The following is a 15,193-nucleotide window of genomic DNA, read 5'->3' on the forward strand; positions in this document are numbered from 1 at the left end:
TGATTGTAAACTTAAGGCAGTTTGCAACAATTGCGCGCTTTGGCTTGTCCCGAATTTTGCTGCGCCAGTTCGCCTTCGGTTCGGTTCGGGACTGCGAAAATTCAAAAAAAAATTTTATATTTGGAATCGGCGGTGATTAATCATTGCAACTGTTCAAGACGCAAAACGTTGGCAACAATAAGAATTAATGTCTAAAGAGTAATTAAATAAATTTTACAATGATGAAAAAAAACTTTAACGATTTAGCACTTTTAATATTAAGAGTTGGCTTTGGTGGCTTTATGCTTACCCATGGAATTCCAAAAATAAGTATGTTATCAAACCCTTCCGATTTTGGTGACCCTATAGGTGTTGGCGCCACAACATCCTTAATTTTAGCACTTATTGGAGAAGTTGTCGCTCCTATTATGTTAATCATAGGTTTTAAAACAAAATGGGCTGCAATCCCTGCTGCAATTACTATGTTTGTTGCCGGATTTATAGTACATGCCAAAGACGATTTAGCAACTAAAGAACATGCTTTATTGTTTTTCATAACCTTTGTTGTGATATTTCTAGCAGGAGCTGGAAAATATTCAATTGATAAAGCTTAAAAGTAATTTTATATTTGGAATCATCAGTAATAAATATTAGCCGCTTTACTATTTGCGAAACTTCAGCAGCAATGATGGAAAACCTTAATAACAAAATATGAAAAAACTAATAGCAACTTTATTAATTAGCTGTTCAATGATTAGCTGTTCTGTACTAGACGGCAATCACCCAATGACTGCATTTATAGTAAAAAATACTTCGGCTAAACCTATCACATTTTCTGCCAGTGTTATTAAGCAATCTCAAATTATGGGACCACAGGAAATAACAAGTTCGTTCACTGTACGACCAAATGATAGCATCATTGCCAGACAAACGTATTTTAAAAGAGATGGCGAAAATCCGCATTATTGGTTTTCCAAATTTGAAATTATGCCTGTAGAGGGAATTGAGTTTAATGATCCGCGTAAAGTAGAAAATTGGAAAAAATCTTCAAAAGATAATGTTCCCATTTATACTTTCACAATAAACAAATAAAGAATCATTTTTGTGAGCCAGCAATCAGAATTTCAATTTTCGTATTATCCATTAAAATTATGGATTGATTCTGTAATTACTATTATAGCACTTCTTTCAATAACTTTACTATTCGTTTGGAATAAATACCAACCTTACGGAATTATTATAGCTTTAATAATTTGGCGAGTAGCATGGAATCATTTTTATAATACCGTCAAAAACCTCAGCAGACAATTATCCGGAAAACCAGCTATTGAATTAACGAATGAGTATTTTTATGACCACATTAATGATATTAAAATATACTGGACAAATGTTAAGCGTATTAACTTATGGCAAAGTAAAGGAACTACATTTATTTGCTTTGACTTAAAAGATTTTAAAAGTCATGTCACGCAATCTAAAAGTTTAGTTGATAAATTTTTCTACAAATTAAAAGTTCATCAAGAAGATATTTTTGTAAAGACAGAAATAAGTTTGGTAAAAGGAAAAAACATAGAGATTTTCGACAAAGTGAAACGATTTATGCAACATAATACTTCTCACAAAAGCAGTTTATAAAAACTGCGAAGCTTGTGTTTGAAATCATCAGTAACAATTCATATAGTTATAGTCTGCTACACACTGTATATCATTAAACCCACACTCATATAACCATTTCCAGATTGTTAATGATTACTTAATAATATAAAAATATTTATTCAAGTCAATTATATTATTTTTTCAAAAAAAATGAAAGAAATAATATTATCAATAATCGGAGGATTAGTTCTTTTCTTGTTTGCCGTAAACAGTCTTTCTACTACCATTAAAACAGTTGTAGGAGATAGTGCTAATCAGTGGATAATAAAATTTACACGTAATACACTTTCCAGTATTATAGTGGGTACAGTGGTTACTACATTATTAGATTCCTCCTCTGCGGTCATCATAATAACTATAGTTTTTGTCAATTCTAAGATCCTAAACTTTAAGCAGGCTATGGGAATAGTTCTTGGCGCCAACATAGGAACTACCATAAGCAGTCAAATAATTGCTATGGATATTGGTCAGTATTCGCCCATACTTTTGATTATAGGTTTCACGTTACTGCTCATTTCAAAATCAGAAAAAATTAATAATACGGGTAAGATAATTTTATATTTTGGAATTCTTTTTTTTGGATTGTTTACCATGGAAAATGCTGTTGAACCTTTAAAAAATGAAGTCTACTTCTTAGAATGGTTAAAAAAAACAGAATATCCGGTATCTGGTGCTATAATTGGTGCGGTAATTACATTAATTATTCAATCTTCCTCAGCGACAGTCGGAATGGCAATTATTCTTTCAAAAAAAGGGCTTTTAAGCTTAGCGGGTGGAATTGCGGTTATGTTAGGGGCTGAACTTGGAACCTGTAGTGATACTTTACTAGCCACTATTAATGGAAGCAAATCAGCCATCAAAACCGGTCTGTTTCATTTAATCTTTAATTTATTATCTATAGTTATTGGTTTAATTTTATTTTATCCTTTTTTGGATTTAGTGAAATGGATAAGCCAAAATGCTCCCATAGAAAGGGCTGTTGCTAATGCGCATATGCTTTTCAATATTTCAGGAGTATTAGTTTTTGCATGGACCATTCCGGTATTTGAAAAAATTTTGAATAAATTATTACCGGAGAGATAAACTACGCACAACAGCAGTTTGATTCAACTATCACTTAATCATTTCACAATTGCGTGGCTTGGCTTGATAGTGATGTACAAAGTTCGAAAAGCGCCTGAGTAAACCCGAAAAGTACTAAACAAATTCTAAAAATGGCCTTCGCCAACTCAAGCTGTCACAAGTGCTAACCAAAAAATTAAATTATAAACCTCAGTTATACTTACTTATTCAGTATAATCCTTACTTCGTTCCCCCTGAATAAACATCTTTAAACTATTAAAATGAATTGTAAAAGGCACCGCTTTCCAGTGCTGTTCCTCTTCCGTCTCCGGGTTGGTATATTGGTACCAAAGCGTGTAAGCCACATTGTCAAAACCTTTACTAAATATAGGCACACCGGCTTCGTCACATTCAATGCCCCAAGTCACCGCTTTTTTGGGTTGTTCATGCAGTTGGTAAAAACCCGCACCATTGCCATTTAATTCCACCGTAGGTTCAGCTCCTTTAAAGAAGTAGGTACCGGTAATCGGATAATCAATGTTAGTCGTGAGGTAATGAATGCCATCTTTGGCTTCAATCTTGGTTTGAGAAAAACTGTTAACTGCAAAAAACAGTAAAACAGCAAAGAGTAAATTTTTTGACTTCATAGTTTTACGTTTACTTTAAAATAAAAATAAAAACTATTCCAAGCCATTCATCGTTGCCATACAATTAGTTATGAACAGATTGAAGAGATAAATGTTGATTTCTTTGGAAAAGATAAGGGAAAGGATAAAAAGCATATCGCTGACAAACTTATCCCTTATACCTTTTCACTTTTCACTTATCCCTTATCCCTTTTCACTTATCCCTTTTCACTCTTTACTCCTTCTTACTTCTCCGCCTTAGTAGATTTCCCTACCGTTAAAAAGATATGTCGTTCGGGCGAACGAAACTCAATTTTAGTCTTGGCATTATTCACTTTCATAGTACTTTCTCCTGTATCATTTTTCAAAGTATAAATGGTATAATTTGAATCCGCTTGGGTTGCCGTAATTTGATATTCAAACTTGATCTCAGTGAGAAAAAAAACGACTTCTTTCTTATCAGGATCTAAAAACAAAAACGAATACTCATTCCCTTTTTGATCGCATTGTCCTTCCTTGAATGGCTTTTCATCGATGCAATACTGTTGCACGTTAAAAACTTGTTTTTGAGCATAAACTCCGGAAGTAAGCAACAACAGTAAGATTAGATTTTTCATAGTTTCTTTTTTATCATTTGGGAAGAGATAAACAAAAGTCAAGCCAAAGAAAGCAATAGGCAATAGGAATCAATAAATAGGAAACTTATAATTTATAACTCCTTACATATAACTCTTTACTCCTATTTTCTCACTACCTTAGACCGAATCAAATAAGTAAAAAGATGGATGTTAGAAAAATAATAGGAGCGATATTAATTCTCATTAGTTTGGGTGTTGGTTATTTAGGTTTTAAGACCATGTCTGAAAGCAGTAATTCGGTTAAAGTTTTAGGAGTAAACATTGAAGCCTCGAATGAAACCGGTAAACGAAAAGGTTATATGTATATAGGATTAGCCATCGTGCTTTTTGCTGGCGGTATCTATACCATCAATAAATCTAAATAGATAATTATTTGTTCGGCTATAAGTATTTTTTGTAATTTTATTACAAACTAATAACCAATGAAAAGAGTCTTCTCCCTTTTGATCCTCTTAGCCCTATTCAGTTGCAAAAAAACCGAAGAAACAGAAATTCCTGCGGAAGAAATTGTCGTGACTGATAGTCTCATCACTGAAAAGCCTAACGAATTATTTGGAACTATTTACAGAAACATAACTGAAGTGGCATCATTAAAAGAATATGAACACCAAGCAGGCTCTATCATTGAAAAAGTTAAAGATGCAAACGGAGACTATAAATATGGACTCTCGCAATATGGTAATGATAAAAACTATATACTCCTTTTTGATGAACTAATAAGAGAAGCCAACAATCCTAAACCAAAATACAAAATCCTTGACACCTTAAACATCTCAAAATTAAGTATTGAAGAAAATATCGCTATTTGTACCTGCCGACACAATAAAATTCCCGATTCAGAAATAATTGCCATTGTTAAAAGTCAAGCCAATGACGGTATAGAATTTTATACCAACATTGTCAAAGCTTGGCGCGCTGATACCAAAACCCAAAAAATAGTTCCGATAGAGGATTTAAAAGGAATAGACTGCATCAATGAAGGCTATGGCCTTTAAAACCTCATCATTTTGTATTAAAAAAAGTGTCTTGTGTAACATTAGGTCTGTTAAAATCCTTTTGAGGATTCACTTAATTATCTTACCTTCGCACTTTGCGACTTATATCTAATTCATCTGCAAACCGTTAAACTATCTAAACGCCAATTCTTCACCTTAGATAATAATACCCACAAGAAAACCTGAACCATCAGCTTGCCTTGACTCCCAAATAAAGCTGAAAATAATATTATAGTGAGAATGATATTAAAAAATAAAATAAGGGCGTCCCAAAAGTTATATCTGTTGGCATTTATACTGTCCCTTTTTATTATTGGGATCGGTTTTTACGGTATCAATGAAATGCGAAAAATGAATCGGCAGATGCAAACACTGTATGCCGACCGAATGATTCCGTTGGAACAACTGAACAATATTCGTTATGCCTACTTAGACGGTATCATTGCTTCAGCCGAACAGATACATGCCAAACAATTTTCAAATGCAATCGCTTTACAGCAAATAGAAGCTTCCCAAAAAAGCATCAAAATCAATTGGGAGGCTTATATGAAAACCTACCTAACGCCTGAAGAAACTATCCTTGTTCGTCAAACTGAGGTTTTCATGAAACAATCAGACGACATAGTGGAACAACTCAAGTTAGCACTACAACAAGAAAATGAAGTTGAACTGAGCAACATCATCAAAAACAAGCTATACATTACTATAAATCCGCTGATTGCCCAGTTGGATGCCTTAGTTAGTATTCAGATTAAAGTGGGCCAAAAATTGTATGAAAACAACAACGAGGTTTATGAATCCGCTAATAAAAAATTTCTTTTCTTAATTGCCCTCTCTTTGGGTTTTGCCCTACCCTTTTCATATTATCTAATCAGAAATGTAAACGGTTTAATTAAAAATTTACGTTTGAAGAATGTCGAAATTACCCAAAGCGAAGAAAAGTACCATTCGATATTGGAACATGCCGGTGATGCTATTTTTATCATCGCAGAAGACAATTCTATTGTTGATGCGAACCAAATCGCCTGTGAATTACTGGGATATAGTGAGGAAGAATTGTTGCGCAAAAAAACCTCTGAACTAAATGCCTCAGATCAATATACCGCCATCGAAGACCAGTGGAACCAACTGCGACAGAATACTGTATTGATGGATGAACGTTTTTTATTAAAAAAAGACGGAACCATGGTGGAAGTGGAAATCAGCAGAAAGATTTTGGCTGACGGCAAAAGTTATATCGCTATTGTTCGTGACATTACCGAGCGAAAAAGAGCGAAAGAACAACTAAAAACATACAAACATTTTTTTTACAACAGTAATGATCTAGCCAGTATCTCTAATACTGACGGCTATTTAGAAATTGTGAATCCACAGTTTGCCAAAATCTTGGGCTATACTGAAGAAGAATTGAAAAAAAACAAAGTATTTCATTTTATTCATCCCGAGGATATTGAAGCTACCACACAGGAAATTGAAAAACTAAAATTAGGAATAGACACGATCAACTTTGTAAACCGTTATCGCAAAGCCGATGGTAAATATTTGTGGTTTGAATCCAATGCTACTGTAGATCCGAATAACGGAAAACTATACTCGATTACCAGAGACATTACCGAACGAAAAAAGACAGAAGATTTATTACGCGAATCAGAGATTCGGTTTTCAAAAGCTTTTAAATCAGCTCCGGTATCTATCATTGTCAGCCGAATCAGTGACGGAACGTTATTTGAAGTTAATGAAGCTACCGAAAAACTCCTCAACTATACCCGAGAAGAACTGATTGGCAAATCGACTACCGAATTAAATATATGGGTCAATGAAAATGACAGAGACTTTTTAGTTAATGAACTCGCAGAAAAAGGTCAATTACACGGTCACGATTTCCGATTTCGTGCCAAAGGCGGAAAAACAGTAATAGTCAACTCGTCTACTGAACTAATAGAACTCGGTGGCGAGCAATGCTTTTTGTGTGTTCTGGTAGACATCACCGAGCGCAAAGAAATAGAAGAATCTCTAAAAATCAGTGAGAAGAAATACCGGAACATTTTTGAGAATGTACAAGATGTCTTTTATCAGGCTAATCTTGACGGCAAAATTCTCGAAGTAAGTCCTTCTGTAGAAACTTATATCGGGTATAAACGTGATGAATTGATAGGCAGTTTAACCGAAAATTTTTATTGGGATTCAAGTGACAGAGAAAAAATCTATCAAGTGTTACAAGAGCATTTCAAAATCATGGATTATGAATTCCTGTTGAAATCAAAAACAGGCGAACCAATTTACGTTTCACTCAATGCCCGATTAATAACAGGTGATGAGAATACGGAAACCCACGTGGATGGTGTATTGCGAAATATAACGGAAAAAAAGAAAATCGAGCTGGAAAGAGAAAAAATGGTAACGGATATACTACACCGTAATAAAAAATCGGAAGAGTTCTCGTTTATTGTTTCTCATAACTTGCGTGCTCCGGTAGCCGCCATTATTGGCATCACCAAAATGCTAAACAGCAATCCTACCGTAGCCGAAAGAATAGAATTAGAACAATCTTTAGTCACTTCTGCCGAAAAATTAGATCAGATCATTCGAGTGCTTAATGAAGTTTTACAGATTCGAACCCAAATTACAGAAAGCAAGGAAGATGTGGTTTTCTCAGAATTGATTAGCCAAATTAAATCGGGAATTTTTCATCTAATTCCGTGTGAAAACACGCAAATCATTACCGATTTTACTGCGACAGATACTATCTTTTCTCTAAGAAGCTTTATAAAAAGTATTTTCTATAACCTAATCTCCAACAGCATCAAATTCAAACAAACCGATAAAGACATTATCATTTGGATAAAAACATCGGTAGAGGATGAAAAGGTACGCATCCATTTTAAAGACAATGGAAGGGGTTTGGATTTGGATAAATTCGGTAAAAAAATATTCAATCTATACGAACGATTCCACTTGGATATTGAAAGCAACGGAATTGGATTGTTTATGGTAAAAAACCAAGTGGAAATCCTAGGCGGAACCATAAGTGTTGAAAGCCAACCCGGCATCGGAACCGAATTCATTATTGAACTGCCAATTTAAATACACTTTAAAACAATAAAAAGTTGCTGTAATTCAACTCTTTAAAAACAAAAAAATAGCATTAACCAAAGTGAGTAACTTCTAAAACAACCAGTACAACAACCTGATTTTTATTTTAATTCATCAATCTGATTTGTCGAACATATTCTACAATCAACATTCAAATGTATTACAGACAAATAGTTGAAAGAGGGCTATTTTTGTTTAATAATTAAATTAAAAAATTATTTTTGCCGCCCCAAGTCTTTAGCATTTGTTTCAACCTACAACAAACAAATAGTAAAAAGCTCCATATTGAACTCAATCTATCTTAAAAAACTAAAGTTTCAAGATCGAAAAGTTGTGCATTACACGTTGTTAGCGTGTATCATTCTTTTACAAATTCTTGCTATTCTCATTTGGTACAACGAAACCATTAATGAAGACAAGATTGCCACGTCATTTGACACTATTGACCAAGCCAATCAAGTCAGTCAATTTACCGGTAACGTGAACAATGCCATTATTAAATCACAAGAACATTTCAACAATTACATCACCAGTAATGATCAAAATTCGTTGAATAATTATTTAGCTTCCTTAAAAGAAACAAGTGCATTTATTGACAGCATAACTGTTACCACTAAAAACCATAAGGAATTCAAAACTCTTTTGGCGAAGAGAAATAAGGCTGCTACTGAAATCCATTTGATAAAATCATCCATCGATTCTATCCTTAACAGCCAACTTTATCCAAAGCAGCATGAAGTGGCTGCACCTTTTAAATTTGAAAGTCTTAACTATAACAAAGTCCTTGACAGTGTTGACACCAATACTTCCATAAAAATTGACAGCATTTCGAGAAAAGGATTATTGACGCGATTAGTAGATGCTTTTTCGGGAAAAATTGAAATTCAGAAAGAACAATTGAACACGGTTGTCACCATGAAATACAAGGACAAAGTCGTCACCGGAACGCTCGAAGAGCAAATGAAATTTTTGATTTTAGCCAGTAACAAATATTATGCAATAGAGTTCAACAAACTAAAATCAGCTTTCTTAAACCTACGAAAAAAAGACTTCGAACTGGTGAAGTTTAATAGCGAATTACTTTTATTAAGTCAAGCCACTTTGCCCGATTTCACTAATGCGGCCAATGATTTAAAATTGAACAGTCAGCACAACTTAAAAAACCAATTTGAAACCAACAAAGCCATTCGGAATTATTCGATAGTAGCGGTTATCATTTTAATGTTTGTAGTATCACTTATCTTGTTCGGATTCACGCGTTTGGCATTTGAATACGAAAAAAGGTTGACTACTGCGCAGGAAAAAATTCGACAAAGCTTGAATTTCAAAAACCGAATTATGGGCATGATAAGCCACGAAATTCGTTCACCGCTTAGTCTTATTGCTATTTACAGTAAAAAGATAAGTGCTTCCGTCAAAGAGGAAGAAGTAAGAGAAACTTTTAAGTCTGTTGAATTTACCACCAATTCCTTATTGTTATTGTCCAATCAAATTTTGGAATATTCTAAAGACGAGCATCACAAACCCGAATTAAAGCACAAGAATTTTTTACTTAAAACTGAAATCACTCAAATCATTACCGCGATGACTTCCTTGGTAGAAAGTAAAGGCAATAAATTAAGTGTAAACTCTGATTTAAAAACCGATTACGAAGTATATTCAGATGCGACAAAGATTCACCAGCTTTTCTACAATATCATTGGCAATGCTAATAAATTTACGGATAAAGGTCAAATCAAAGTAAGCATTCAGCAAGACAATATTTCGGATTATGAAGTGAATTTAAAAATCAGCATTGAAGACAACGGCATAGGAATTGCTCAAAGTGATTTAGAAAACATTTTTGAATCCTATTACCAAGGAACAGTTTCTGCCAAAGTAAATGATTTAGGTGTTGGCTTAGGCTTGAATCTTTGCAAAGAAATCATCGAACTTTTTGAAGGAGAAATTAACATTGAAAGCAAGATAGGTAAAGGAACTAAAGTGATGTTTAATTTGATTTTAAGCAGAGTATAAAATGTAACGTAACGCATAATTAAAAATGAAGCAAACTCAAAATTTTACCTTTTTAATAGCCGATGATCACAGCATTGTCAGACAAGGCGTTTCTTTATTGATTAAAGAGTTGTTTTTTAGTGCCAAAATACATCAAGCCGGAAACTTCAAAGAAACACTGAAAGCACTCAGAGAAACTCCGATCGATTTGCTAGTGCTCGATATTAACTTTCCAGACGGCAACAGCCTGAATATTATTGCCGACATCAAAGCCATTCAACCCGATTTAAAAATATTGATATTATCAGCTTATGACGAAGATATTTATGCACTTCGTTATCTCAATGCCGGTGCTTCCGGTTACTTGAATAAAGGCAGTAACGAAGAAGAAATGAAGCAAGCGCTAAAAAGCATGATTCTTTCGGGCAAATACATTACACAAAATATCAAAGACCGAATTTTGGATTCCTATATTTCTAAAAAACCCATCAATCCTTTAGAGCTTTTATCCAACAGAGAAGTTGAAGTCGCCCGACTATTAATCAAAGGTTATGGCAATATGGAAATTGCAGATCAGTTACAAGTAAAAAAATCAACTGTAAGTACTTTTAAAAACAGAATTTTTGAAAAATTGGAAATCAACAACCTAGCCGATTTAATCGATTTGTTCCAATTGTATAATTAAATAAAATCTAATTTTTGTTTCCGAAAATTAGTTTACTAGTCTAACCCATTAGTACGAAAAGCAACCTCAACGGTTGCTTTTTTTGTAGAAGCAATTCTACAATAAACCCTTGCCAATTCTACAAATAACTCCTGTTTGCTGCTTTAGATTTGTTCCTGCGAAATCATGGATGGTATAGTAGTAGCCATGATGTAGTAAGTAGTTTTATTAATGATTGTGGGTAATCCTTAAAATCCCATCGGCTAGCAAAATAGCTCACTCTATTTAGTCAATGGGATTTGAAAGGATTAATGAAATGGAAAATTAAAAAACTATCCCTCAAATTTTGACGTAGATAGACCAATGATGCACAGAAAAACCATTTCAGTAATAAGCTATATCACCATCATCGGTTGGATAATTGCTTATAGGGAATATGAAAAAGGAGCTAAATCTTCTTTGGCTAAATTCCATTTGGAACAGTCTTTTGGATTGGCTGTCATTGTAGTTGTGTCCAATATTATAATGATGATACCTGTTTTTTTCGACTCGTTCTTCATCTTATTGCTAATTATTAACAACATGGGATTGGTGATACTTTGGATTACCGGATTAATAAGTGCCTATCATGGTGTGAGACTACCATTGCCATTTATTGGATTTTATTTCAAAGATAAGTTTCGATTTATCCAATAGTTAACCGTCCCATTTTTTTCTAATGATATATAAGTCTCCAAATTATGATTGATCAAATTAACCAACTAATCGCTATAAACCTGATGCTTTTGTTCAATTCAAAGCATCAAATTATAGTGTTGCCTGATTTCAGAGACAGTGCAGGAAAGCCACTTCCGGGTGCTAAAATGTTGGCTGAAATAATGCAGCAAAAAGACTTGATAAAAAACTTTTCCGATAATGAATTCCGCTATGAATTAACCGAACTGGGAAAATACATCGCCGAAAATGGTGGTTGGTTAGTTTATATAGAAAGACAAAAAAAGATAGAAAATCAAAATCCTTTTGAGGTATCAGGAATGCCAAAAAGAAAAAAAATACACCTCGAATTAATTGTTGCCGGGATAATCATAGTCTTCTTAAGCTGTTTGATTGTGTCCTGCATATAAAATCCTGTTTGCCCTTTGATCAAGATAGTAGTATCTAATCTAATAAAGCTCTGATAGCCTACACTATTGGGGCTTTTTTTTATTAAAAAAAAGTACTAAGGCGCAAAGGTTCTGAGCCACTAAGTGAAAAATATAACTATAACTTACTACCACCTTGAGCGCGATTGAAATACTTGAATTTTACAATATTTTTATATCTTAGCTCTATCGAAAAACCAAAATTAATGAAAACCCAATTCCTACTCTTAGCCTTTCTATTTACTTTTGCCTCAGCGCAAAGTCAAACCATAAACGAAGCTTTGATTACCGGTAAATGGAAAGTCAAAAAAGCTACTGCACTCAAAGATGCGGACAAACCCGAAACCAAAGAACTGGTAACCGGTTTTCAAAAAGCAACTTATAGCTTCAATGAAGATCACAGCTTTACCTTTGAAAGTAAAAGCTCCGCTAAAATGTTAGAACAACTCGAAAAATTGTTCCAAAACAACCAATGGATTTTTGATAAAAAGAAAAAACAAATCAAAGTCGGACTGAAAAAGGAAGGGTATTCAAACATGACTTTTATAGTGCGAACAGAAGAAAAGAAAATCATCTTCGTTATTGAAGATGCGCAGATTGAAATGGTCATGAAAAAGCAATAATTGTCTTGCCAGCAACTGTGAATCTCATAACAATTTACAAAAATTTTATAACACTTTACTCAACCTATTAATTGAATTTTACCGCTATGAAAAAGTACATCATAGTGGTAATTATAGGTTTAGTATTTTGGTCATGCAAACAAGAGCCAAAAAACGTTGTTGTCAAAAAAACAGCACCCGAAAGACGTCAACCTAAAACTGTAGCTTACCAGTGGCAAAAAACCAAAGAATGGTTAGCCACAACATCAGACAGTAGCGCAATTAAGATTGCTTTGATAGCTAACCGAACCGATGTGGCCAATTTTGTAAAAATGGATTCGGTTATCATTCCAACCGATTTGACAGGTGATATTGAGTTTTACCTTCCGTTTCCATTCAAAGTAAAAGCTTTAGAAGAAGTGAATAAAATCATCTTTTTTTCTTATCCTTCGCAGACTTTTGCGACTTACGAAAAAGGAGAATTAACCCATACCGGACCAACCAATATGGGAAGGAAAGCAGATAAAACTCCAACCGGACTTTTCTTTACTAACTGGAAAGCCGAAGAAACCACCAGTACTTTCAACGATGAGTGGGATTTAAAATGGAATTTTAATATCGCCAATAAATTAGGTGTCGGATGGCACCAATACGAACTGCCCGGTTATCCGGCATCGCATTCCTGTTTGAGACTACAGGAAAAAGATGCCAGATATCTTTATGAATGGGCAGATCAGTGGGTATTGTTAGACGACAATACCATTTCTATTAAAGGGACGCCTGTGATTGTTTTTGGCTCCTATGATTTTGACGCGCCAAAACCTTGGTCGCAACTGGTTGCCAATCCCAAAGCACTAGCCATATCAGAGAAAGAAATCACAAAACAGGCAACCCCTTTTTTAAAAACTATTTTGACCGAACAGCAAAAAAGAGTCAAATACCAAGGAAAAAAATAAGTCCAAAATCAGATACCACAATTGCGAAAGAGGCATTCTGAAAAGGATGTCTTTTTTATAAAGAGAATTGTGTATTTTAGTGGCATTCAACTTTACCAAGATGCACACTTTTGAAATAATTACTACAGAAAGACTTTTATTGCGAAAGCTATCTCCTGAAACGTTTGACTTTATTTACCAAAATTATTCCGATGATGAATTGCTTGTATTCTTGGGATTGACAAAACCAGAAGCTTTGGTCATCGAAAAAGAAAAGTACCGCAAAGGATTGGCTACTTTCAACAAAACCTATCTTTATTTTCAGCTTTTAGACAAAACTAACGAGAAAATTATCGGTTGGTGCGGCTATCACACTTGGTATTTAGACCACAACCGCGCGGAAATCGGCTACGGATTATTTGACGATAATTTCAAGCAAAAAGGATTGATGAGCGAAGCAATGAAAGCCATACTTCATTATGGTTTTGGCTCAATGAAACTCCATCGCGTAGAAGCTTTTATCGGTAAAGAAAACGAGGCTTCTCTTAATCTTGTCAAAAAATTTGGCTTTACTTATGAAGGCCATTTAAGAGAGCACTATTTCACGAACAATCAAATGGAAGACTCGCTAGTGTTTGGGTTATTAAAACACGAATATCTAAACTGACGTAATTATTCCCTATTTTTGGGTAAATCAATTCCACCATTTTGCTTAAACTAAAACCATACAAAGAAATCATCAGCTATGCTATAGCCATGGGTTTATTGCTTTTGTTATTACGTTGGCTGGAATTTCGCTTTTTGATTTTAGAACATCAATACGAAATCTACATCGGGATTATCTCTCTACTCTTTTTGCTTTTTGGTATTTGGTTGTCCAATAAAGTCACCAAACCCAAAATAAAAACCATAGTAGTCGAAAAAGAAGTTCGAGTGCCCATAGATAACTTCATTCTAAATGAAACCGAATTACAACAAAGAAACATCAGCAAACGAGAACTCGAAGTGTTAACTTTAATGGCACAAGGAATGAGCAATCAGGAAATCGCCGAACAGTTGTTTGTTTCACTCAACACCGTAAAAACACACAGTGCCAAACTCTTCGAAAAACTCGAAGTAAAAAGAAGGACTCAAGCCATAGAAACCGCCAAGAAATTACAACTCTTACCTCCTACTTTAGGATGATTTTTCAAAAATCACCCGAAAGGATGAGCATGAAGACAGTACAAACACTAACCTTTGCATCCTAATCAATAACTTTTTATATAATGAAAAAAATTATTATTACTAACGGACTTATTGCCGGCGCCATCGTTGCCGCTTTTATGGTGTATGGCACTATTCAAATGAACAAACCCGATTTTGAGCCAAGTATGGTTCTGGGCTATGCCGGAATGCTTATTGCTTATGTCTTTGTCTTTTTAGGCATTAAAAATTACCGTGACAATCACAACAACGGTGTCATTACTTTTGGAGAAGGTTTTAAAATTGGAATGCTTATCTCTTTAATTGCGTCAACCATTTATGTCTGCGTTTGGTTAATCGAATATTACTGCTTCTTCCCTGACTTTATGGAAAAATTCACTGCCATGAGTCTCAAGAATCTTGACAAAACTACCATGACAGCAACTGAAATCAAAGCTAAAACCGACGAAATAAACATGTTTAAAGAATGGTATAAAAACCCAATCATGGTTATCTTACTGACTTATGCAGAAATATTGATTCCAATAGGATTATTGGTTCCGGTAATTAGTGCCTTAATCTTAAAACGAAAATCAGTGTCTAAAGAAACAATCTAACAAT

The 15,193-nt window shown here is 34.3% G+C and carries 18 protein-coding genes; 16 read left to right on the plus strand and 2 right to left on the minus strand.

The genetic code is table 11. The features are described from left to right. Window positions 1-218 precede the first annotated feature (218 nt). From B3C16_RS03065 to B3C16_RS03080, 4 genes are all read left to right on the plus strand, one after another. Entirely contained in the window at window positions 219-593 is a 375-nt protein-coding gene (locus B3C16_RS03065; RefSeq protein ID WP_349680448.1) for a DoxX family protein, read from the plus strand. A 97-nt stretch (window positions 594-690) separates the two neighbouring features. Continuing rightward, window positions 691-1,071 carry a hypothetical protein gene (locus tag B3C16_RS03070; protein WP_147406850.1) on the plus strand — a complete coding sequence of 127 codons (381 nt, stop codon included), beginning with the start codon at window positions 691-693 and terminating at the stop codon, window positions 1,069-1,071. A 12-nt stretch (window positions 1,072-1,083) separates the two neighbouring features. Continuing rightward, window positions 1,084-1,614, plus strand: coding sequence for a hypothetical protein (locus tag B3C16_RS03075; protein ID WP_291128605.1), 531 nt, complete (start codon window positions 1,084-1,086; stop codon window positions 1,612-1,614). A 171-nt stretch (window positions 1,615-1,785) separates the two neighbouring features. Further along, window positions 1,786-2,718 carry a Na/Pi cotransporter family protein gene (locus B3C16_RS03080; RefSeq protein WP_291128607.1) on the plus strand — a complete coding sequence of 311 codons (933 nt, stop codon included), beginning with the start codon at window positions 1,786-1,788 and terminating at the stop codon, window positions 2,716-2,718. A 203-nt stretch (window positions 2,719-2,921) separates the two neighbouring features. Here the strand turns inward: B3C16_RS03080 and B3C16_RS03085 are convergent, their stop codons facing one another. After that, window positions 2,922-3,344, minus strand: a complete 423-nt coding sequence (locus B3C16_RS03085) for a hypothetical protein (protein ID WP_291128609.1) — start codon at window positions 3,342-3,344, stop codon at window positions 2,922-2,924. 224 nt (window positions 3,345-3,568) lie between these two features. Next, entirely contained in the window at window positions 3,569-3,940 is a 372-nt protein-coding gene (locus B3C16_RS03090; protein ID WP_291128611.1) for a hypothetical protein, read from the minus strand. A 164-nt stretch (window positions 3,941-4,104) separates the two neighbouring features. Between B3C16_RS03090 and B3C16_RS03095 the strand changes: the two genes are divergently transcribed. The 12 genes from B3C16_RS03095 (at window position 4,105) to B3C16_RS03150 (ending at window position 15,189) form a co-directional block, all read left to right on the plus strand. After that, a complete protein-coding gene (locus B3C16_RS03095) occupies window positions 4,105-4,326 on the plus strand; it encodes a hypothetical protein (RefSeq protein WP_121313918.1) in 222 nt (73 codons plus the stop codon). 57 nt (window positions 4,327-4,383) lie between these two features. After that, window positions 4,384-4,956: a hypothetical protein gene (locus B3C16_RS03100; RefSeq protein ID WP_291128613.1), complete on the plus strand. Its 573-nt coding sequence runs from the start codon at window positions 4,384-4,386 to the stop codon at window positions 4,954-4,956. 240 nt (window positions 4,957-5,196) lie between these two features. Continuing rightward, complete coding sequence (locus B3C16_RS03105) at window positions 5,197-8,040, plus strand: PAS domain S-box protein (protein ID WP_291128615.1); 2,844 nt, start codon at window positions 5,197-5,199, stop codon at window positions 8,038-8,040. A 294-nt stretch (window positions 8,041-8,334) separates the two neighbouring features. Beyond that, window positions 8,335-10,065 (plus strand): sensor histidine kinase, encoded by a 1,731-nt coding sequence (locus tag B3C16_RS03110; RefSeq protein WP_291128617.1) that lies wholly within the window; start codon window positions 8,335-8,337, stop codon window positions 10,063-10,065. A gap of 25 nt (window positions 10,066-10,090) precedes the next feature. Beyond that, entirely contained in the window at window positions 10,091-10,729 is a 639-nt protein-coding gene (locus tag B3C16_RS03115) for a response regulator transcription factor (protein ID WP_291128619.1), read from the plus strand. Window positions 10,730-11,071: 342 nt separating this feature from the next. Beyond that, entirely contained in the window at window positions 11,072-11,404 is a 333-nt protein-coding gene (locus B3C16_RS03120) for a DUF4870 domain-containing protein (RefSeq protein ID WP_291128621.1), read from the plus strand. 44 nt (window positions 11,405-11,448) lie between these two features. Beyond that, the gene (locus tag B3C16_RS03125; RefSeq protein WP_291128623.1) at window positions 11,449-11,832 is read left to right on the plus strand and encodes a hypothetical protein; all 384 of its coding nucleotides are present in this window, start codon (window positions 11,449-11,451) and stop codon (window positions 11,830-11,832) included. 224 nt (window positions 11,833-12,056) lie between these two features. After that, the gene (locus B3C16_RS03130) at window positions 12,057-12,473 is read left to right on the plus strand and encodes a DUF5004 domain-containing protein (protein ID WP_291128624.1); all 417 of its coding nucleotides are present in this window, start codon (window positions 12,057-12,059) and stop codon (window positions 12,471-12,473) included. A gap of 86 nt (window positions 12,474-12,559) precedes the next feature. After that, window positions 12,560-13,408, plus strand: coding sequence for a L,D-transpeptidase (locus tag B3C16_RS03135; RefSeq protein ID WP_291128626.1), 849 nt, complete (start codon window positions 12,560-12,562; stop codon window positions 13,406-13,408). A gap of 100 nt (window positions 13,409-13,508) precedes the next feature. Next, window positions 13,509-14,054: a GNAT family N-acetyltransferase gene (locus B3C16_RS03140; protein WP_121313927.1), complete on the plus strand. Its 546-nt coding sequence runs from the start codon at window positions 13,509-13,511 to the stop codon at window positions 14,052-14,054. A 41-nt stretch (window positions 14,055-14,095) separates the two neighbouring features. Beyond that, the gene (locus B3C16_RS03145; RefSeq protein WP_291128630.1) at window positions 14,096-14,572 is read left to right on the plus strand and encodes a response regulator transcription factor; all 477 of its coding nucleotides are present in this window, start codon (window positions 14,096-14,098) and stop codon (window positions 14,570-14,572) included. 83 nt (window positions 14,573-14,655) lie between these two features. Then, on the plus strand, window positions 14,656-15,189 hold the full coding sequence (locus B3C16_RS03150) for a DUF4199 domain-containing protein (RefSeq protein ID WP_291128632.1): 534 nt from the start codon (window positions 14,656-14,658) through the stop codon (window positions 15,187-15,189). Window positions 15,190-15,193 lie beyond the last annotated feature (4 nt).

The sequence above is a fragment of the Flavobacterium sp. UBA7682 genome (assembly GCF_002482945.1).
Taxonomy (GTDB): domain Bacteria; phylum Bacteroidota; class Bacteroidia; order Flavobacteriales; family Flavobacteriaceae; genus Flavobacterium.